Below are 18860 nucleotides of genomic sequence, written 5' to 3' on the forward strand. Positions count from 1 at the left end.
GCTCCCGAACGCGCCGAAGGTCGATTCCCCGCATCATGCCGCTCCGCCCGACTCTGGTTCTCCTGGCCTTCCTCGCCCCCACCCTGGCCGCCGCCCAAGGCGCACCGCGCTCCGTGGGCGAGTGCGAACGCCTCAAGAACGATCTCGCCTACAACCAGTGCCTGGCGATGTTCGGCCCGGCCGCCAAGAACGTTGCGGCCGGCATTTCCGCAGGAGCGGCGACCGCCTCGGCCTCCGTCGCCACGGCCCTGGCGGCCCTGCCGTCCAGCATCGCCGCCGCCCTGCCGACGGTGCAGGAGACCGGCCGTCGGGGACGGCGCAGTCGCTACGGCCGCCACGGCCGCCAGAGCGCGAGCTTCGACACCGGCGGCGGGTCGCGCTCGTATCGCCGTCACCGCCGGCGCTGATCCGACTGATCGCCAAGACCTTTCCGTTCAACCGACGTTGAGGCGCCGCCCCCGGTTCCAGGCCAGGAACGGCACACCCGAGAGCAGGGACGCGAGGGCGGCCGGGCTCTGGTGGCAGCCGTTCACCGAGACGCGCGGCAGGGCCTGCAGGTGGTCGACGTGCCCAGGGAACAGGTGGCCCGGCCGCGTCGTCACCGCCGTCGAGAAGCCGAGCTGCCGCGCCAGGGCGAACTCCCGCTGGCCCGCGGAACTCGGGTCGCCGACCGGATAGGACAGGTGCCGCACCGGGCGGCCGAGTTCGCGGGCGAGATCCTCGCGGCCCGCCTCGACCTCCCGCCGCAGGGTCGCCGCGTCATGCTTGGCGAGCATCGGGTGGCTGATCGTATGGGCGCCGAAGGTCACGGTCGGGTCGCGGCCGAGCCCCCTGAGCTCGTCCCAGCTCAGGCACAGTTCGCGTGCCAGGGTCCCTGCCGCGATGCCGGCCTGCTCGCACAGGCCCGCGATCTCCGCGAGAAGATGCCCTTCGGGTCCGGCGCGCAGGTGGCGGTAGACCACCTCGAACGCCGCCCGTTTCTCCGCGTCGCTGCCCGCGGGCAGGTCGATCTGCGTACCGGGAAGCCGCACCCGCCGGAGGCGACCGATCGCCCGCTCCAGTTCGAGCCACCACAGGCGACCGCGCCCACCGGCGAAGTCGCTGGTGACGAACAGGGTCCAGGGGGCGCCGTGCCGTCTCAGGACCGGGGCGGCGTGCTCGACATTGTCCCGGTAGCCGTCGTCGAAGGTCAGGACGGCGAAGGGCGCGCGCCCCGTCCCCGCGAGCCGCTCGGGCACCGCATCGAGGGAGATCACCTCGAACCCGCGTCGGGCCAGGGTGAGGAGGACGTGATCCAGGAAGTCCGGTGTGATGGCCAGCAGCCGATTGGGCGCGTAGGCGCCGGGCGGCTCGGGGCGGACATGATGAAAGGTGAGGATCACCCCCCGTCCCCGGGCCAGGGGCGCGAGCCAGCGGTCGGCCCCCGTCGCCGCGATGGTCCGGAACCCGGCCTCGAACAGGCGGTGGCGGCGGGCTGTCGACATCGAAACTCCGAACGTGGGCCAGCGATAGTCGTCCCGGAACCGGCAAGGTTTCGTTACCCACGCCGACAGGACGGCCCCGGCGCTTCACCCGTCGTTTAAGAGCCTGAGCGCTCCCTCGACGCCGAGCGAGCGGGAGCGACGGTGGTGACGGGCGGCGTGCACGATCTAGGCGGAGTGGAGATGATACGGGATACGGCGCGCGGCAGCCTGACCACGGAGGTCTATTCCGATTTGGCCGCCGTCGAGGCCCTGTGGCGCGGCCTGGAAGCCGATCCGGCGGTCCTGATGACCCCCTACCAGCGCTTCGACTGGGTCTCCGCCTATCTGCGGACCGAACCGGACGCCGTGCTTCGTGTCTTCGTGGTACGCGACGCGGCCGGTCGACCGCAGGTGCTGATCCCCTGTCACCTGACGTACGAGCACGGCCTGCGTGTCGCACGGGTCGTCGGCGGGAAGCACGCCAACTTCCATATGCCCCTCTTCGCCTCGCGCGCGGCAGCCGCCCTGCGGCCCGAGGATCTGGCAGAGCCTCTCCGTGCGGCAGCCCGGGCCGCCGGCATCGCCGCCTACGCCTTCTCGCACCAGCCCTTTTTTTGGGAGGGTGCCGCCAACCCCCTCGGCTTCCGGGCCGAGCCTTCGCCGAGCGACGCCTACGGCCTCCTGCTGGGGCCCGATGCGGAATCCACGGTCAAGCGGGTGTTCAGTACCGACGCCCGCAAGAAACTGCGCGCCAAGGAGAAGAAGCTCGTCGAGGCGTTCGGCCCGGTGGCATACCGGATGGCGCGGACCGATGCGGAGGTCACCGCCTACCTCGACGCGTTCTACGCCCAGAAGGCATCGCGTTTTTCCGCCATGGGGATCGCCAACCCCTATGCCGATGCGGGCGTGCGCGGCTTCCTCGCCGCCGGCGCGCGCCGGAACGGACGCTCCGACGAACCGGCCATCGAAGTCGCGGCCCTGGTGGGCACCGAGAGCGGGCGGGTGTTCGCGGTCTTCGCCGGCGCAGTGGACGCGGCCCGCTACAGCGGCATGATGACGTCGTTCGACCAGGATCCGGCTGTGAGCCGATCGAGCCCCGGTGATATTCTGCTGCAGTATCTGATCCGGGATCAGGCGGAGCGTGGCCGCCGCGCCCTCGACCTCGGCGTCGGCGAGGCGCGCTACAAGGCCAACACATGTGACGAGACCATCGAGCTCGGCGAGGTCACGATTCCCGTGTCCCTGCCCGGTCGGATCCTCCTCCTCAAGACCGTGGGCGTTGCCCGGCTCAAGCGGCGGATCAAGCGTGATCCGCGCCTGTCGACCCTGGTCGGCCGCCTACGCCACTGGCGGGCAGGTGCGCTCGCGCAGTAGCGCGGGAGGCGTCGGCTCGGGGGGCGGCCGGCGCTCGGAAGGCGCAGAAGTCGGCGCCCGTTCAGGCCGCCGAACGACGCAGTTCGAGGTCGGCACCGAACCCCCGAACGGGTGTCTCGGCGACGGTCCGGTCCCGGGCCACGAGAATACGGCTGGCGCCGGATGCTTCTGCCAGGGCGAAGAGATGAACGAGTTCGGCATCGTCCGCCTCCCGGTTCGAAGCGATCACCACCGTGTCCATGGCGCCGCCCACCGCCGACAGAAGCGCCTGGGCCGCTTCGGTCTCCGCTCCGTGAAGGCGGCAGAGCACCCAATCGTAGGCTTGCGCCAGGGCATCGAGGGCAATCTCCAAGGCTTCCGGCTCCTCGCTCAGCACGTCGATGTCGAGGAAGCCGCGCTGGACCCTGTCGAGGCGCGACCCGGGAATTCGCTGGATCACATCGAGAAAAGCCGCTTCGCCGGCGACGAGGTCCGTGAGGCCGGCATCCTCGGGGCCACAGGCTGGGCCATTCAGATCGAGCACCACGGTGCGCGCACCGACCGCAAGGGCTTCGGCCAGGGTACCCGCCAGGGTTCCGGCGGGGTCACCCATGCCGCCGTCCTGGGTTTCCACCGGATCCAGGGTTTCCGCAAAGAGGACCCGGCGGCCGATTCCCGCGTACGCATCCTCACTCAGGCGCGCCACGAGCCCGTCGAGCGCAAACCGGCCGGGCGCCGGAGTGACTGCAGGAACGGGCGCGGCGGCGGGAACGACCGATGCCGAGGCGACCATGGGCTCGAAGGAAGTCGCGGTGGTGACGCCGTGGCGGGCCAATGCCGGCGACGCCTCCGGGAAGGTGAAGCGCGACGATGCGGAGCCGGACGGCTCGCCCCCATCGGCTTCGGCCTTGGTCTCAGCATCCGCATCCGCGCGCTTGCGCCGGATATCATCGGGATCCGTGAGAAGATGGCGGGCGATGACGCCGCCCATCGAAAACAGAAGAGCCATGATCACAGCCAGCGTGATAACCGGCAGCTTCTTGGGGAAGGAGGGAGTTTCCGGCACCACGGCGCGCGAAACGATGCGGGCGTCGGCGGGGGTCGCGCTCTCGGCGTCGCGAGCGGAGGCTTCGCGGTAGCGGGACAGGTAGGATTCGAGCTGCTCACGCTGGGCCTTGGCCTCGCGCTCGAGGGCCCGCAGTTGAACCTCGCTCGAATTGCCCTTCCAGACGACATCGCGCTGGGCATCGACGGTCGCACTCAGACTTTCGACGCGGGCCTCGGCGATCCGGGCGTCGTTCTCCATGGTCCGGACGATGCGCTCGGCGGTGGCCTTGATCTGCGTGTCGAGGTCGGCGATCTGCGCCGTCAGTTCCTTGATGCGCGGGTGGGCCGGCAGGAGCGTGCGGGCCTCCAGGGCAAGCTGGCCGCGCAGGGTGATGCGCTGCTCCACCGTGCGGCGGATGATTTCGTTGTTGGCGACATCCGGGATCTCGAAGGCACGACCGTCCTTGATCATTTCCTTGATCAGTTTGGCCCGTCCGGCGAGATCGGCCTTGACGGTGCGGGCCTGCGATAGCTGCGTCGAGAGTTCGCCGAGTTGTTGCGCGCTCAGCGGCTGGCTCGCCGTACCGCCTCCGATGAGGCCGTTGCGGGCACGATACGCCTCGACCTTCGCCTCGGCTTCGGCGACGCGGGTTCGCAGGGTCTCGATGTTGCCGCCGAGCCAGGTCGAGGCGTAGCGGGCGGTATCGGTCTTCGCGGCCTCCAGAGAGGTGATATAGAGTTCGGCGATGGTGTTGGCGGCCTGCGCGGCGAGTTCCGGATCCTTCGCGCGGAACTCGACCGTGAGGATCCGCGACTTCCCCGCCGGATAAACCAGGAGTCGGTCGAAATAGGCTTCGAGCACCCGATCCTCGGGCGCCCGTTCCAGGGGGTTCTTGGCGAGGCCGATCATCATGAGAAGACGCTGAACCGGGCCGATGCCGGCCACCTCCGGATCGAACTCGGCGTTGCCCACGAGTTTGAGCCGGCGAATCGCCTCGCGAGCGAGATCGCGGGACATCACCACCTGGACCTGACTGGCGACGGCCTGCTCGTCGATGGGTGCCACCTGCTCGCCCCGCTCCTGGGTCGAGCGCGTGAAGGCTGCCTCCCGGCTCTCGAGGAGAAGCTTCGCCTCGCCGGTGTAGCGCGGCGGCACAACCTGTACGAACGCGATGGCACCGAGCCCCGCGACCACCGTCGGGACGGCGATCCAACGCCAGGAGCGGCGCAGAAGGCTGGCGAGCTGGGCGAGCCCGAGGCCGTCCCCGGCCCTGTGCAGGACCGACGGACCGGCAAAGTTCGGCGATGAGCGAGGCATGGATCGATCTTTACGCTCGTGCGAGGCAGCGGCCGTAGGCCGGCCTTCGTCGCATCAGGCAATCATATTAAGGTTGATCACGCGTTAAGACCGGGCAGTCCCGGCACAGAACCACCGGGCAGGAGCCCGGATCAGCATTCCTTAACCATATGCCCCTAGGGATCGAGACCAGAATTCATGGTCATGGCGGCATTGGTGATGAACCGACGCACACTTCTTCTCACTCTTTCGTCCAGCTTCGCGCTGGGCGGCTGCCTGCGTCCGGACTTCCGGACGGAACAGCTCGACGCCACGACGACGGGCTCGATCGGTGCGCGCTATACCCTGTCGGCGGGCGACCGCCTGCGGGTGATCGTCTTCGGGCAGGACAACCTATCCAACATCTATGCCGTCGATGGGGACGGCAGTATCGCGATGCCCCTCATCGGCCTCGTCAAGGTTGGCGGTCAGTCCACGGCGCAGGCCGCCCGTACCGTCGAGGCCAAGCTCGCGTCCGGCTTCGTGCGTGAGCCGCACGTCACCGTGGAGGTCGATGCCTACCGCCCATTCTACATCCTGGGCGAAGTCACGAACTCCGGCCAATACCCTTACGTCAACGGCATGGCCGTGGAGACGGCCGTGGCCATCGCCGCGGGATTCGGCCCGCGGGCGGCGCGCGACTACGCTGTCCTGACCCGTGAGGGTCGTGGCGGCCTCGTCTCGGGCATCGTGCCGATGACCTACCCGGTTCGCCCGGGCGACACCATTGTGGTCAAGGAGCGCTTCTTCTGAGGCATCCGCGCGAAACGGCGCCTTTAAGCCTTGCGTAACCGCAAGTCGAAGTTGGAGCATGTGACCGGGATGCTCTTAATGTTCCCGCCATCCCGCTGACGACAGGATCACGGCCATCCGGGCGCCGCCGCCCGCCGGTTGCCGCGTGGAGAATCCGATCGTGAATGCGTCCGCTTCCATTTCGAACGCATCTCGTTCCGCCACCCTGGCCGAAGGCCCGTCACCCACCTCTCACCGCATCATCCACGTTTTCCGAGCCCCCGTGGGGGGCCTGTTCCGCCACGTGGTCGATCTCGCCCGACTGCAGGCAGCAGCCGGTCATCAGGTCGGCATCGTCTGCGATGCGAACACCGGTGGGGATCGGGCGGCCCAGGCCTTCGCAGCACTCGCGCCCAGCCTGGCACTCGGGATCGTTCGGGTGCCGATGCACCGGAATCCCCATCCCTCCGACCTGACGGCTCTGCGCGTCCTCGCCGAGCGGGCCAGGATCACGGGGGCTACGGTGCTGCACGGCCATGGAGCCAAGGGCGGCGTCTACGCGCGGGCGGCGAGGGTCGCCGGACCCAATCCGATTCGGGCCTATACGCCCCATGGGGGCAGCTACAACTACAAGCCCGGCACGATCCGGCACAGGCTCTACATGGGCATCGAGCGCCTTCTGGCCCTGCGGACGGATCTGTTCCTGTTCGAGAGCGAGTACGTCGCCGGGCGCCACCGCGCTCATGCGGGTACGGCCCGCTTGACCCGGATCGTCCACAATGGGATCTGCGAATCCGAGTTCCTGCCCGTCGCGCCCGCGGCAGATCCCTACGATCTGCTCTATATCGGCGAATTGCGGGATGCCAAGGGTGTGCCCTTTCTCCTCGAAGCCTTGGCGAGTTTGCGAGAAGAGGGCCGGAACTTACGCCTGTTGATGGTGGGCTCCGGTCCCGATGCCGACCTCCTGGCCGCCCGTGTCCGGGCCATGGGACTCGGCGACGCCGTCGCGTTCGAGGCGCCTCAGCCCATCCGTGCCGTATTGGCGCGGGGCAGGATCATGGTGGTGCCGTCCCTGGCCGAATCCCTGCCCTACGTGGTGCTCGAAGCGGCTGCGGCCGAGCACCCCCTGGTGGCGACGAATGTCGGCGGGATTCCCGAAATCTTCGGGGCGGCTGCGTCCCACCTCGTCCCTCCCCGGGATGCGGGCGCTCTCAAGGACGCCATCGTCCGGGTGCTCGACGAAGCCCCCGATGCCCGCGCGGCGCGGTTCGCCGATCTCGGTGCCTCGGTCCAGGTGCGCTTCTCGATGAAGCGCATGGGCGCCGATGTCCTGTCGGGCTATGCCGCCGCCTTCCGAGCCCGTGTCAAAGCCGAGCCCGCCGCCGCGCATGCGGGACAGGCGATCTGATCCGGAGCCCGTACCACCGGGACCGTTAAACGTTCCGTGAGGCCTTCCTGACAGAGTGGATCATCGTCGTGGTGACGCGACGTTGACCGAAGTCCGGAAGCCCTGACGATGAGTGCCTTCGACGTCCGCGACCTTTTGGAAGCCGCGGCCCGACCGTTTCCCGCTTCCGAACAGGAAGCTTCTCTGCCGAGCGGCTCGAGCGCGATCCCCCCGGCCGAGGCCACGGCTCGGCCGGCACCGGCCTTCTCGCCCGTCGTGCTGACGGGCTGTGTGCGGATCGCGGAGTTCGCCCTCATCGGTGTCACGGGTCTGGCCACGCAATGGCTCCAGCTCGCGGGCGTCGTTCCGCTCGGTCCGCGTTACGCCACGGCGATCCTCGGCATCGCCACGGTCGCGGTGATCCTCTTCCAAGTCATGGGGCTCTACGGCATCGGGGCCTTGCGCGGCTTCCTGAAGCCGGCCTTGCGCCTCGTGGCCGCCTGGACGCTCGTTCTCCTCGTCGTGGCGACCGTGATGGTGTTTGCCAAGGTCGCCGACCATTACTCGCGCGTCTGGCTGGGCACCGTCTTCGTCGCGGGCCTCGGCCTGCTCCTGCTCGGCCGCTTCACCCTGTCCCGGATCATCCGTGCCCAGACGCGGCGTGGCCGGTTCGACCGGCGCACGGCCATCGTGGGTGGCGGGCCCGTGGCCGAAGACCTGATCCGCGCCCTCGACGCCCAGGCCGAGTCCGGCATCCGCATCGTCGGCGTGTTCGACGACCGCGGCGACCGGCGCTCCGACACCGTCGTGGCGGGGTACCCCAAGCTCGGCACCGTCGACGACCTCGTCGCCTATGCCCGCACCACCCGCCTCGACCTCGTCATCTTCACCATCCCCATCACCGCCGAGGACCGCATCCTCCATGACCACGACCGCGACCTCACCNGACCTGATCCGCGCCCTCGACGCCCAGGCCGAGTCCGGCATCCGCATCGTCGGCGTGTTCGACGACCGCGGCGACCGGCGCTCCGACACCGTCGTGGCGGGGTACCCCAAGCTCGGCACCGTCGACGACCTCGTCGCCTATGCCCGCACCACCCGCCTCGACCTCGTCATCTTCACCATCCCCATCACCGCCGAGGACCGCATCCTCCAGATGCTGGCCAAGCTCTGGGTCCTGCCCATCGACATCCGCCTCTCGGCCCAGGCCTCGAAACTGCGCCTGCGCCCGCGYGCCTACTCCTACCTCGGCACGGTGCCGGTGCTCGACGTGTTCGACAAGCCGATGGCCGACTGGGACATCATCGCCAAGAGCGTGTTCGACCGCCTCGTCGGTCTCGCCATGCTGGTGGCGCTCAGCCCGGTGATGCTCGGCGTGGCCTTGGCCGTCGCCCTCACCTCGCCCGGTCCGGTCCTGTTCCGGCAGAAGCGCTACGGCTTCAACAACGANGGCGCTCAGCCCGGTGATGCTCGGCGTGGCCTTGGCCGTCGCCCTCACCTCGCCCGGTCCGGTCCTGTTCCGGCAGAAGCGCTACGGCTTCAACAACGAGGCCATCGAGGTCTACAAGTTCCGCTCGATGTACAACGACAAGGCCGACGTCGCCGCGAGCCGGCAGGTGACCCGGGGCGACCCGCGGGTGACGCCGGTGGGCCGCTTCATCCGCCGGACGTCCCTGGACGAGTTGCCGCAGCTGTTCAACGTGATCAAGGGTGAGTTGTCCCTCGTCGGGCCGCGGCCCCACGCCCTGCAGGGTCACGTCTCGAACACGCTCTACGATCAGGTGGTGGACGGTTATTTCGCCCGCCACAAGGTCAAGCCGGGGATCACCGGCTGGGCGCAGGTCAACGGCTGGCGTGGCGACATGCTCGCGACACCGATGTCTTTGATCAGCACCAAAAATGCTTATTGAGCCCACCGTTCGACACAAATAGATCCACCATTTCCGGCATCGCGTGAGCCGGCAACAACCAATCTTCAGCCTCACCTGAACCGATCACCATTGGTGAAACTCAAGTGATAGGCCGTCCGGCAACGCGCTTACTCAAGCAGCGTTAAGAGCTTCTTCAAAGGAAGCAGGCCTATTCATTGTTCATGGCGCTCCTGTCCGACCTGCTCGTCCCCTTCGCAATGGCCATCGGAATCCCGCTCCTGATCGTGGGTGCGCCCGAGGCCGGCCGCCCCGTTTTGGTAATCGCTCCGCCCTGGTCGAACGCCATCCGGCTCCTCGAACTCATCAGAGAGGCAGACGGCCGCGTGCTGCGCGAGGCCGGGATGGCCGGGATGGCGGTTGCCGTGTCGGAGCACGCGGACTTCCCGCAGCGCCTGCGCGCGGCCGGGGCCTGGGTCGTCGTCAACGCCAGCAGCGTCTCGGGTTGTCCGACGACGCGTGAACCCTTCGGTAATGCCCCATGACGCTGCACCCGGTTCCACCACGGGCCTCCACACTGGACAAGATCCGGACCACGTCCGGCAAGACGATCGTGGCGCTCCTTTGGGTCAATGTCGCCCTCGTCATCGGGCTCAACGCGTGGCAAGGCAGCCTGCCGAACGCGGCGGCGGCGGGGGCCGCCCTCGCCCTCGCGCTTCCGCCGACCATTCTGAGCACGCGCAGCCTCATCGGGGCACGAACCCGGATCGCTTCCAGCATGGCGCTCGCCGGCCTCGTCGCGGTTCTCGTGGCGATCCTCCACCGCGAGGGCGGCGGGCGCTCGCTCCAGCTCGACGTGCACATGTACTTCTTCGCCTGCCTCGCCATCGTCGCCGCCTGGCTCGATTGGAAGGCCCTGGTGGCCTACGCCGCCGTTGTCGCCGTGCACCATCTCGGGCTCTCCCTGATCGTGCCGAGCTTCGTCTTCCCGGATGGCGCGGGGATCGACCGGGTCCTCCTCCATGCCGTCATCCTGATCGCCCAGACCGGTGTCCTCGTCTGGCTGGTGGCGAGCCTCCAGGCCGGGGCCGCAGCGAGCGATGCCCTGCAGCAGAGCGTGGCCGACCGGGACGCCGCCGAGACCCTGAAGGCTCGGGCCATGGCTCAAATCGAGGCCAGGGTCGAGGCCGAGCGGGCCCGGATGCTCGCCGTCGAGGCTCAGGTCCAGGCGTTCCAGGGGATAGTGGGCCGTGCCGTGGGGACCATCGGCCAGACCCTCGGAACCATGGAGGGCAGCGCTGGCCGCCTCATGCGGTTCGCCCAGGAGACGACGCACACCACGGACGGCGCGACGGCGAGTTCGCGGCACGCCGGTCGCAACATCCATCAGATCGCGCAGACCTGCCTCGGTCTCACGGCGGCGGCCGACGAGATCGCCGGGCACCTCGCGGCCACCGACACCGTCACCCGTGCCGCCGCCGACGAGGCGCGCCAGACCGGCGAGACCATCGGCGCTCTCACCGTCTCCGTCGAGCGGATCGGCTCGGTGATCACGGCGATCCGGCAGGTGGCCGAGCAGACCAACCTGCTCGCCCTCAACGCCACCATCGAGGCCGCGCGCGCCGGCCCGGCCGGCCGGGGCTTCGCCGTGGTCGCGGCGGAGGTGAAGACGCTGGCCGGCCAGACCGCCCGGGCGACGGAAGAGATCGCGGCCCAGATCCGCGACGTCGAGGGAGCGACGCAGACCTCCATCGCCTTCATGCGCGGCTTCGCGGCGCGGATCGCCGATGTCGAACGCACGACTTCGGCGATGTTTGAGGCCATCGAGCGCCAGCGCGCGGCGACGCGGGCCATGGACGCCAATGTCGGTGCCGCCGTAGAGGACGCGCAATCGGCCACCACCCAGGTGACCGCCGTCGCGGCCGCCCTCGGAACGACCACGGCCGTGGCCGACGAGGTCCAGACCTCGACACGGGCCGTGCGCGATCAGGTCGTCCTTCTGGAAGATGTCACGGCCGCGTTTCTCCGCGACCTTCACGCCGAATCGGCCCAGGCGGCCTGATCCACACCCCCTCGCAATCAAGCGCCTTCAGGCCTTCCATCAGAAACTCGGGGTCGGCCGGTCGAGGACCCGGCGGCCCATGAGACTGGCGGCGAGATCCGACATGAGCAGGGCGGTGCGGCCGCGCTCGTCGAGGAACGGGTTGAGTTCGACCAGATCGAGGCCGCGCACGAGGCCACTGTCGTGCAGCATCTCCATGGCGAGATGCGCCTCGCGGAACGTGGCGCCGCCCGGCACCGTGGTGCCCACCCCCGGCGCGATGCCGGGCTCGAGGAAATCGACGTCGAGGCTCACGTGCAGGAGACCGCCGGCGCCCGACACCCGGTCGAGAAAACCCGCCAGCAGCACGCCGATGCCGTTCTCGTCGATGGCGCGCATGTCGTGGACGCGGATGCCCGCCGTGGCCAGCGCCGCGCGCTCCGCCGGATCGACGCTGCGCAGGCCGATCATGCAGACGTGGCGCGGATCGACGGGTGCGCCCAGCGGCGGCAGGTAACCTTCGAAGCCCGAAGCCCCCGTGGCGTAGGCCATGGGCACCCCGTGGAGGTTGCCGCTCGTGGTGGTGTCGAGGGTATGCAGGTCCGGGTGAGCGTCGAGCCACAGCACGAAGAGCGGGCGCCCTTCGCGGGCCGCCCGCCGGCTCATGCCCGCGACGGTCCCCGCCGACAGGCTGTGGTCGCCGCCGAGAAAGATCGGCACCCCCGCGCCCGCTGCGTCGTCGGCGGCCCCCGTGAGGGCGGCGGTCCAGGCTGCGACCTCGGCGAGACCGTGGACGGCCGGGTTGGGGTGGCACGGGACGGAGACGGGCGAGGGCGCGAGATTGCCGCGATCCTCGACGGCGAGGCCGAGGGCGGCGAGCGCAGGCCCGAGGCCGGCCGCCCGGTAGGCGCTCGGTCCCATATCGCAGCCGAGACGCCGTGTGCCCGCCTGCACGGGCGCGCCGATGAGGATGCAGCGTCGGCTGTCCATGGGTCTGATCGCCTTCCCGTTCCGGTCCCGCATGGAGCCGCGAGGTGACGATCCGAAGACGGTTCGCGGCTGCCGGGAAGTGTTGGGGACGGGATCTGCAAAACCGGTGCCCGGCCTCGCGAGGGATCCCGACGCGCAGCACGGCCAGTCGCTTCCCGGACGTGGGCCGGGGGAACGTTGGCCCGATGGCGCAATCCTGCTTAGGTGCAGACGAAGCCCAGGTGGGGACGGAGCCTGGGTCCCGTTCGACACCACGGCCGCACCGTGCTCCCCCCTGGCGCCGCCGCCGCACGGGAAGGCTGGACGGGAAGCGGTCGGTGTGAACCATCGCAGGATCGTTCCGACCCAAGGTGAGCGCGCCATGCATCTTCTCATCGTCGACGACCACCCGCTGTTTCGCGAGGCCTTGGCCAGCACGCTCGCCCTCGCCTATCCGGGGGCGGTGCTCCACGAGGCGGACGGGATTGCCGGCGCCTGCGCCACCCTGGGGCGCGAGCGAGCCATCGAGCTCGTTCTCCTCGACCTGTCGATGCAGGGCGTGCAGGGTTTCGACGGCCTCGCCACCATCCGGGCGCAGTTCGCCCGCGTGCCGATCCTCGTGGTGTCAGGCCTCGACGATCCGCGCATCATGCGCGACGCCATCCATCACGGCGCGGCCGGCTTCGTCCCCAAGGCGGTGGACAAGGCGACCCTCACGCGGGCGATCGCGGACGTCCTGGCGGGCGGCCTCTCCCTGCCGCCCGCCCTGGCCGGCGCCGCGAATCGGCCCGAGCGGACGCAACTCGCAGAGCGCGTCGCCCGGCTCACGCCCCAGCAGATGCGAGTGCTCGGCATGATCCGCCAGGGCAAGCTCAACAAGCAGATCGCCCATGCCCTCCAGGTCGGCGATTCCACCGTGAAGGCGCATGTCACGGAGATCCTGCGCAAGCTCGAAGTGGGCAGCCGGACCCAGATCGTCATCGAGACGGCCGGGCTCGATTTCGACCATATCCGGACACGGTCCTGAAGTCCGGCCGGGGGCCGCCCGCGCAGGGCGCGTCACGCCTGCGGATCGGCGGCCCACCCGCAAGCGTGGTCATGTGCCCACCTTCATTCGCCCTCCAGACGCGCCAGGCGGCGGCCGAGCTCGAACAGGAGCGTATCGGTCAGGGTGCGCAGAAGCGGATCGGCAATCCGGTCCACGGATTCCCGCAGTTGGATGGCGTGATCGACGGCGCGGTAGACGAGCTCGACCTCGAGATCCGGGATGTCCTGATCGGAACGGGCGCGAAGGGGCATTTCGTGGGGGAAGGTCGGCATCGTGGTACTCTGGCAACAGACGGGAAAGGGCGTTGTGGCGATCCGCTCACGGCATCGGGCGGCGGGAGGACCGCGCGGCTGGCCGCGGACTGTCGGGGGCGGGCATCCGCAGCACCGATCCGGGCAGGCCGAACACCCGTCGACAGGTGGCCACAGTCTCCGGGGTCAGGCGTGCGTAGATCGGTAGCAGGAGCGAATCGCCGTAGGGGCAGGGCAGGGCGAGGGGCTCCACGTCCCAGCCCATCTCCATGAGGCGCGTCACCAGCACCGGGTGGGTCTGGACCAGGAGCCCTTCGAGGCCGAAATGTTCGGCGGCCTCGGCCACGGCGGTGAAGGAGGCACCCGAGACGGCATCCACGCCCTTGGCGCTTTCGCGCTTGGCCGGAGCCACGGCGCAGCGCGTCCATTCGTAGATGCGCGGCCCCGACGGCGCCGACGCGCCCTTGAGGAGTTCCGGATAAAGGTGGGTCTGCAGGTGCGGTCGGGTGGTGGGCAACAGGCGCGAGTAGGAGACGATGACTTCGCTCGCCTGACCGGCCGTCTGTTGACCGGCCAATTCTTGATCGGTCGTTTGTCGGCCGACCGGTTCTTGGCCGACGACGTGCAGGCAGTCAGGCCCGTCGAACTGGTCGCGCTCGCGGCCGTCCGGCTTGCGGCAGGCCTCCCACTTGAGGTGATCGACGAAAAAATCGTGCCGGAAGCGATAGATCCGATCCATGAGGACGGGATTCCGCGCCTCGACGTCGCCGCTCAGAACCTTCAACATGCCCGATCTCCCTGCGATGCAGGGAGTTCTGGCCAAGCTTGGGTCGATCAGGCATCCGTAGATCTACGGAGGATCGCGGCGGCTGGAATCAGCTTATGATGCCCCGCCGCAAGGCTTCGGCGACGCTCTGGACGCGACTGGCCGCGTTGAGCTTGCGCGCCGCGGCCGCGAGGTGATGCTCCACCGTGCGTGCGGAGATCGACAAGATCACGGAGGTCTCCCAGGCGGTCTTGCCGGCGGCGGCCCATTTCAGGCACTCGACCTCTCGGTCGGTCAGCCCCGCGAAAGCCCGATCCGCCGCATCGTCGTCCTGCATCCGGCGCGCGATCGCCTTGGCCCGGGACATGGCGTAGATCGCCACGAGGTGCAGGCCGGCGCGGGCATCATCCGACAGCCGCACCTGCGTACCGCCGAAGCTGACCCCGGCCTCGCCGCCGTCGAGTTCGTGGAAGGGGACGCAGAAGCCCTCCCTGAGGCCGTACTCCCGTGCCTCGTTCATCACGGTGAGGCCGTGCCCGTCGCCACGGGTCGCCGCCTCCTGCCACAGGAACGGCTCCGTCGTCGCCCGGATGTAGCGGATGACCGGGTCCCGATGGAGGTGGTTCCGCTCCTGGTAACGCTGCGCCCAGCCGAGCGGCCAGCCCGAAATCAGCGAACAGTCGGACAGGTTCTCGTTCGGTGACTGCGGCAGGCCGCCGATGAGGAACGCGTCGTAGCCGAAGATCGCCCCCGTGCGGCGCAACTCCGCATAGACTGCCCGCTGAGTCCCCGCCGATCGCAGCCGATGGATAATGTCGAACGCGGTCTGACGAACATCGTGCACAAGCGTTACTCGGCGAATTCCTCCTGCGATTGTAACAGGATCGATGGTTTGTGAAAGGTTGAAGGCGTGAGGTAGCCGCCCGACGCATCACCCGGTGGGTCGCACCGTGCCCGCGAAGGGCGCAGCCTCAAGCAGCCCGGCGTACGGCGGTCCGGCCCGGTTCCGGCGACCGGGGCAGATCGGCGATGAGACGCACGAGCTGATGCGCATGATAGGGCGTGCGCAGACAGGGTGCCCCCCCCACGATGGCGTCGGGCAGGGTGCGCGGCGAGCGCGTGGTGTAGATCACTCCGACGGCGGGATCGAGGCAGCGGGCGACGGCCCCGAGGGATACGCCCTCGACGGCGTCGCGCACGTCGGCATCGGTCACCAGGACATCGACCCGGCGCAGGACGGTCTGACTCAGGAGCAACGCTTCGACCTCGCCGGCCGTGCGGGCGCTGAGGACATCGTAGCCGGAGGCTTCCAGGCAACTCGTGGTGATCGAACGGGTCAACTCGTCGCCGGCCAGCAGCACGACGAGGGGCGGAAGGGACGCACGAGCCATGGCGATGATCCTGCCTGCCGGTCCGGATGCGATGTGCAGCCGATCAAGAAACGATCCACCCAATCTGGCCGCCGAATCGTTAACGCCCTCTTAAACGTCCGGCTTATTCTGACAATCCGCGTCGTATTGCGGATCGGTACATTGCCTTTAATTTACGTAATCTGCTCACGAGACGACCACCGAACTGCCCAATAGAGAAGCGCAGTCGGATCGATGGTGGAAAACCGCTCATGGCGCGCAATGGGCACTTCGCTCCGGCCCCTGCGGATCTGTTGGCCGAAGCGATGCGGCGGCGGCCGGACATACGCCCTGCAATAGCCCCCTCCTTCGTGACTCCGGAATTCCGCCCCGCCCCCCTTAAGGCGGCAACGCCGCGCGAACGAGGGGAATCTTGCGCGCCGCGAAGCATCGCCCTCCTGTCCGAGGAAAGCCCGGTGCTGCCGGACAGAGAACCGATCGCGTGGTCGAACATGCGAATGGGAGAAGGCTGTTTTCCATCGGCGCCGCAAAAAGCCATTTGCTTCCTTTGACGCAGACCTATTACGAGCCGATACTTCAAATCGATCGAGAATGTGCCGCAAATATTTGTGGGCCGCCTGATATTTCGACCAACTTTGCTGCTGCATCTCCAGCATTCGCGAAGTTCGTTGCTCCATGTCCGGCGCTCGGCGCCGGGCGTATCCCCTTTTGAATGCGGATCCTCACATGAGCCTTCGACCACCTGCCGACGCGACGGATGCCCCGATCCGGTTCGCCTACTGGGTGCCCAATGTCTCGGGCGGCCTCGTCATCAGCAAGATTCCCCAACGCACGAGCTGGGACGCGCCCTACAACCGGCGCCTGGCACAGATCGCCGAGGAAGCAGGGTTCGACTACGCCCTGACGCAGATCCGCTTCACCGCCGGTTACGGCGCTGAGTACCAGCACGAATCCGTGGCCTTCAGTCATGCGCTGCTCGCCGCCACCACGAAACTGAAGGTGATCGCCGCCCTGTTGCCGGGGCCATGGAACCCGACGCTGGCCGCCAAGCAGATCGCCACCATCAGCCAGTTGAGCGAGGGGCGCATCGCCATCAACGTGGTCTCGGGCTGGTTCTCGGGCGAGTTCCGCGCCATCGGCGAGCCTTGGCTCGACCACGACGAGCGCTATCGGCGCTCGGAAGAGTTCATTACGGCACTGCGCGGAATCTGGACCCAGGACAACTACACCTTCCGGGGCGATTTCTATCGCTACACGAATTACACCCTGAAACCGAAACCCGCCGACCCGCAGCCGGAGATCTTCCAGGGTGGTTCGTCGAGGGCGGCGCGGGACATGGCGGCGCGGGTGTCCGATTGGTACTTCACCAACGGCAACACCCCCGAGGGCATCCGGGCCCAGGTCGACGACATCCAGGCGAAGGCGCGGGCCAACGGCCATTCCGTCAAGGTCGGCGTCAACGCCTTCGTCATCGCCCGCGACACGGAGGAGGAGGCCCGCGCCGTCCTCAAGGAGATCATCGACAACGCCGACCCGGAGGCGGTCAAGGCCTTCGGCCATGAAGCGAAGAACGCCGGCAAAGCCTCGCCGGAAGGGGAGGGGAACTGGGCGAAATCGAGCTTCGAGGACCTCGTCCAGTACAACGACGGCTTCAAGACCAACCTCATCGGTACGCCCGACCAGATCGCCGAGCGCATCGTCGCCCTGAAGGAGGCCGGCGTCGATCTGGCCCTTCTGGCCTTCCTGCATTTCCAGGAGGAGGTCGCGTATTTCGGTGCGCACATCATCCCACGGGTGCGGGCCCTGGAGGCGGAGCGCGGGCGCCGGGCGGAAGCCGCCTGAATCGAACGACCGCCCTTCCGACATCCTCCGGAGAACAGCCATGAACATCGCCGTCAGCGCGAGTGCCATTGAGGCCAACCGCGTGCCCCAGGGAGTCCCCGGCCCCGAGAAGCCGTCGGAGCCCGCCCACATCGTCCGCGACGACGCCGAAGCACTCCGCGTCGCCCACGTCCTGGCGGACGCGTTCCGCACGGAGGCGGCCGAGCGCGACCGCACGGGGCGCCGGCCCTTCGCCGAGCTCGACGCCTTCTCGCAGAGCGGCCTGTGGTCGATCAACGTGCCCAAGGCCCATGGCGGGCCGGGCGTGTCCTACCGGACCCTCGCACAGGTGATCGCCATCGTCTCGGCGGCCGATCCCTCCATCGGCCAGATCGCCCAGAACCATCTCGGCATCGTCGCCGCCATCGACACCGTGTCGGACGACGCGCAGAAGGCCCTGCTGTTCGGCAAGGTGCTGGCCGGCACCCGCTTCGGCAACGCCTTCTCCGAGAGCGGCACGCCGAGGGCCGCCGACTTCAAGACCCATTTCGTCGATCACGGCGACCATGTCATCGTCCACGGTCGCAAGTTCTACGCGACGGGGGCGCTGCTCGCCCACCTCGTGCCCATCGTCGCCGTCGACGATCAGGGACGCCCCTGGTACGCCATCGCCGAGCGCAACGCGCCGGGCCTGTCCGTCATCGACGACTGGTCGAGCTTCGGCCAGCGCACCACGGCGAGCGGCACGGTGATCCTCAAGGACGTGCGGGTGGAGAAGAGCCACCTCGTGCCGGCGTGGAAGGGCTACGAACGTCCGAGCGCCAACGGGGCGATCTTCCAGGTCATCCAGGCCGCCGTCGATGCCGGCATCGCCCGCGAGGCGCTGGCCGAGACCGTCGCGTTCGTGCGCACGAAATCGCGGCCCTGGATCGACAGCGGCCTGGAGCGGGCCTCGGACGATCCCCACACCATCGCCATCGTCGGCGACCTCACCATCCGCCTGCACGCGGCGGAAGCCCTCCTCGACCGAGCCGGCCTCGCCCTCGACGCGGCGGTGGCCGCCCCCGACGCCGGCAGCGTCGCGGCGGCACAGCTCGCCGTGGCGGAAGCGAAGGTGCTGACCACGGAGGTGGCGCTCGCGGCCACCAACACCCTGTTCGAACTCGCCGGCACCCGCTCGACCCTCGACGAGCACAACCTCGATCGGCACTGGCGCAACGCCCGCACCCACACCCTGCACGACCCGGTGCGCTGGAAATACGCCATCGTGGGCAACCACGCCCTCAACGGGGTCGCCCCCCCGTTCCACGCCTGGAGCTGAGACGGAGAGGGCCGCCCGCGCCCGAGCGGTGGACCCGCAGCGAATGCCATCGGGAAAGCCGCACGTTTTGCGGGGGCCGTGACCCTT

17 protein-coding genes and 3 pseudogenes are annotated in these 18860 nt (G+C 68.7%); 13 read left to right on the top strand and 7 right to left on the bottom strand.

Translation table 11 applies throughout. The features are described from left to right. The first annotated feature begins 35 nt into the window (after positions 1-35). Positions 36-407, top strand: coding sequence for a hypothetical protein (locus ASG60_RS05575; RefSeq protein WP_056171468.1), 372 nt, complete (start codon positions 36-38; stop codon positions 405-407). Positions 408-434: 27 nt separating this feature from the next. On the opposite strand, the gene ASG60_RS05580 is transcribed toward ASG60_RS05575, so the two are convergent. Further along, positions 435-1484, bottom strand: a complete 1050-nt coding sequence (locus tag ASG60_RS05580) for a polysaccharide deacetylase family protein (RefSeq protein WP_056171470.1) — start codon at positions 1482-1484, stop codon at positions 435-437. Positions 1485-1664: 180 nt separating this feature from the next. Between ASG60_RS05580 and ASG60_RS05585 the strand changes: the two genes are divergently transcribed. Beyond that, a complete protein-coding gene (locus ASG60_RS05585) occupies positions 1665-2837 on the top strand; it encodes a GNAT family N-acetyltransferase (protein ID WP_056171476.1) in 1173 nt (390 codons plus the stop codon). A gap of 61 nt (positions 2838-2898) precedes the next feature. On the opposite strand, the gene ASG60_RS05590 is transcribed toward ASG60_RS05585, so the two are convergent. Next, positions 2899-5181 carry a GumC family protein gene (locus ASG60_RS05590; protein WP_056303999.1) on the bottom strand — a complete coding sequence of 761 codons (2283 nt, stop codon included), beginning with the start codon at positions 5179-5181 and terminating at the stop codon, positions 2899-2901. Between the two features lie 198 nt (positions 5182-5379). Here ASG60_RS05590 and ASG60_RS05595 point away from each other — a divergent pair, with 198 nt between their 5' ends. From ASG60_RS05595 to ASG60_RS23710, 7 genes and pseudogenes are all read left to right on the top strand, one after another. Continuing rightward, positions 5380-5952 carry a polysaccharide biosynthesis/export family protein gene (locus ASG60_RS05595; protein ID WP_056171477.1) on the top strand — a complete coding sequence of 191 codons (573 nt, stop codon included), beginning with the start codon at positions 5380-5382 and terminating at the stop codon, positions 5950-5952. 178 nt (positions 5953-6130) lie between these two features. Then, the gene (locus ASG60_RS05600) at positions 6131-7339 is read left to right on the top strand and encodes a glycosyltransferase family 4 protein (RefSeq protein ID WP_244476583.1); all 1209 of its coding nucleotides are present in this window, start codon (positions 6131-6133) and stop codon (positions 7337-7339) included. A 108-nt stretch (positions 7340-7447) separates the two neighbouring features. After that, a pseudogene (locus tag ASG60_RS21810) lies at positions 7448-8263 on the top strand (undecaprenyl-phosphate glucose phosphotransferase); the annotation flags it as partial. A 1-nt stretch (position 8264) separates the two neighbouring features. Beyond that, positions 8265-8669, top strand: a pseudogene (locus ASG60_RS23335) (undecaprenyl-phosphate glucose phosphotransferase); the annotation flags it as partial. A 99-nt stretch (positions 8670-8768) separates the two neighbouring features. Further along, a pseudogene (locus ASG60_RS23340) lies at positions 8769-9228 on the top strand (sugar transferase); the annotation flags it as partial. Between the two features lie 182 nt (positions 9229-9410). Further along, positions 9411-9731 carry a hypothetical protein gene (locus ASG60_RS05615; protein ID WP_056171144.1) on the top strand — a complete coding sequence of 107 codons (321 nt, stop codon included), beginning with the start codon at positions 9411-9413 and terminating at the stop codon, positions 9729-9731. Next, on the top strand, positions 9728-11248 hold the full coding sequence (locus ASG60_RS23710) for a methyl-accepting chemotaxis protein (protein ID WP_056171147.1): 1521 nt from the start codon (positions 9728-9730) through the stop codon (positions 11246-11248). The genes ASG60_RS05615 and ASG60_RS23710 overlap by 4 nt, the downstream gene beginning before the upstream one ends. A 39-nt stretch (positions 11249-11287) precedes the next feature. Here the strand turns inward: ASG60_RS23710 and rocF are convergent, their stop codons facing one another. Then, positions 11288-12217 carry an arginase gene (rocF, locus tag ASG60_RS05625; RefSeq protein WP_056171150.1) on the bottom strand — a complete coding sequence of 310 codons (930 nt, stop codon included), beginning with the start codon at positions 12215-12217 and terminating at the stop codon, positions 11288-11290. Between the two features lie 361 nt (positions 12218-12578). Here rocF and ASG60_RS05630 point away from each other — a divergent pair, with 361 nt between their 5' ends. Further along, complete coding sequence (locus tag ASG60_RS05630; protein ID WP_082478997.1) at positions 12579-13223, top strand: response regulator transcription factor; 645 nt, start codon at positions 12579-12581, stop codon at positions 13221-13223. Positions 13224-13306: 83 nt separating this feature from the next. On the opposite strand, the gene ASG60_RS05635 is transcribed toward ASG60_RS05630, so the two are convergent. The 4 genes from ASG60_RS05635 to ASG60_RS05650 all read right to left on the bottom strand — a co-directional run bounded on the left by ASG60_RS05635 (position 13307) and on the right by ASG60_RS05650 (position 15652). Further along, positions 13307-13516 (bottom strand): hypothetical protein, encoded by a 210-nt coding sequence (locus tag ASG60_RS05635; protein ID WP_156368951.1) that lies wholly within the window; start codon positions 13514-13516, stop codon positions 13307-13309. Between the two features lie 46 nt (positions 13517-13562). Next, positions 13563-14282: an acyl-homoserine-lactone synthase gene (locus tag ASG60_RS05640; protein ID WP_056265385.1), complete on the bottom strand. Its 720-nt coding sequence runs from the start codon at positions 14280-14282 to the stop codon at positions 13563-13565. An 88-nt stretch (positions 14283-14370) separates the two neighbouring features. Next, positions 14371-15105, bottom strand: coding sequence for a LuxR family transcriptional regulator (locus ASG60_RS05645; RefSeq protein WP_056384449.1), 735 nt, complete (start codon positions 15103-15105; stop codon positions 14371-14373). A gap of 127 nt (positions 15106-15232) precedes the next feature. Next, on the bottom strand, positions 15233-15652 hold the full coding sequence (locus tag ASG60_RS05650; protein WP_056384450.1) for a hypothetical protein: 420 nt from the start codon (positions 15650-15652) through the stop codon (positions 15233-15235). Positions 15653-16043: 391 nt separating this feature from the next. Between ASG60_RS05650 and ASG60_RS22510 the strand changes: the two genes are divergently transcribed. Genes ASG60_RS22510 through ASG60_RS05660 form a run of 3 tightly spaced genes read left to right on the top strand, consistent with a single transcriptional unit; the run spans position 16044 to position 18773 of the window. After that, positions 16044-16343, top strand: coding sequence for a hypothetical protein (locus ASG60_RS22510; protein ID WP_156398800.1), 300 nt, complete (start codon positions 16044-16046; stop codon positions 16341-16343). A gap of 14 nt (positions 16344-16357) precedes the next feature. After that, a complete protein-coding gene (gene sfnG, locus ASG60_RS05655; protein WP_056384451.1) occupies positions 16358-17473 on the top strand; it encodes a dimethylsulfone monooxygenase SfnG in 1116 nt (371 codons plus the stop codon). A gap of 40 nt (positions 17474-17513) precedes the next feature. Beyond that, on the top strand, positions 17514-18773 hold the full coding sequence (locus tag ASG60_RS05660) for an SfnB family sulfur acquisition oxidoreductase (protein WP_056384452.1): 1260 nt from the start codon (positions 17514-17516) through the stop codon (positions 18771-18773). The last annotated feature ends 87 nt before the right edge of the window (positions 18774-18860 follow it).

The organism is Methylobacterium sp. Leaf469, from assembly GCF_001424745.1.
Lineage (GTDB): Bacteria > Pseudomonadota > Alphaproteobacteria > Rhizobiales > Beijerinckiaceae > Methylobacterium.

Coding starts and splice junctions, on each gene's coding strand:
- ASG60_RS05575 (WP_056171468.1), top strand. CDS start 36: ATGCCGCTCCGCCCGACTCTGGTTCTCCTGGCCTTCCTCGCCCCCACC.
- ASG60_RS05580 (WP_056171470.1), bottom strand. CDS start 1,484: ATGTCGACAGCCCGCCGCCACCGCCTGTTCGAGGCCGGGTTCCGGACC.
- ASG60_RS05585 (WP_056171476.1), top strand. CDS start 1,665: ATGATACGGGATACGGCGCGCGGCAGCCTGACCACGGAGGTCTATTCC.
- ASG60_RS05590 (WP_056303999.1), bottom strand. CDS start 5,181: ATGCCTCGCTCATCGCCGAACTTTGCCGGTCCGTCGGTCCTGCACAGG.
- ASG60_RS05595 (WP_056171477.1), top strand. CDS start 5,380: ATGAACCGACGCACACTTCTTCTCACTCTTTCGTCCAGCTTCGCGCTG.
- ASG60_RS05615 (WP_056171144.1), top strand. CDS start 9,411: ATGGCGCTCCTGTCCGACCTGCTCGTCCCCTTCGCAATGGCCATCGGA.
- ASG60_RS23710 (WP_056171147.1), top strand. CDS start 9,728: ATGACGCTGCACCCGGTTCCACCACGGGCCTCCACACTGGACAAGATC.
- rocF (WP_056171150.1), bottom strand. CDS start 12,217: ATGGACAGCCGACGCTGCATCCTCATCGGCGCGCCCGTGCAGGCGGGC.
- ASG60_RS05630 (WP_082478997.1), top strand. CDS start 12,579: ATGCATCTTCTCATCGTCGACGACCACCCGCTGTTTCGCGAGGCCTTG.
- ASG60_RS05635 (WP_156368951.1), bottom strand. CDS start 13,516: ATGCCGACCTTCCCCCACGAAATGCCCCTTCGCGCCCGTTCCGATCAG.
- ASG60_RS05640 (WP_056265385.1), bottom strand. CDS start 14,282: ATGTTGAAGGTTCTGAGCGGCGACGTCGAGGCGCGGAATCCCGTCCTC.
- ASG60_RS05650 (WP_056384450.1), bottom strand. CDS start 15,652: ATGGCTCGTGCGTCCCTTCCGCCCCTCGTCGTGCTGCTGGCCGGCGAC.
- sfnG (WP_056384451.1), top strand. CDS start 16,358: ATGAGCCTTCGACCACCTGCCGACGCGACGGATGCCCCGATCCGGTTC.
- ASG60_RS05660 (WP_056384452.1), top strand. CDS start 17,514: ATGAACATCGCCGTCAGCGCGAGTGCCATTGAGGCCAACCGCGTGCCC.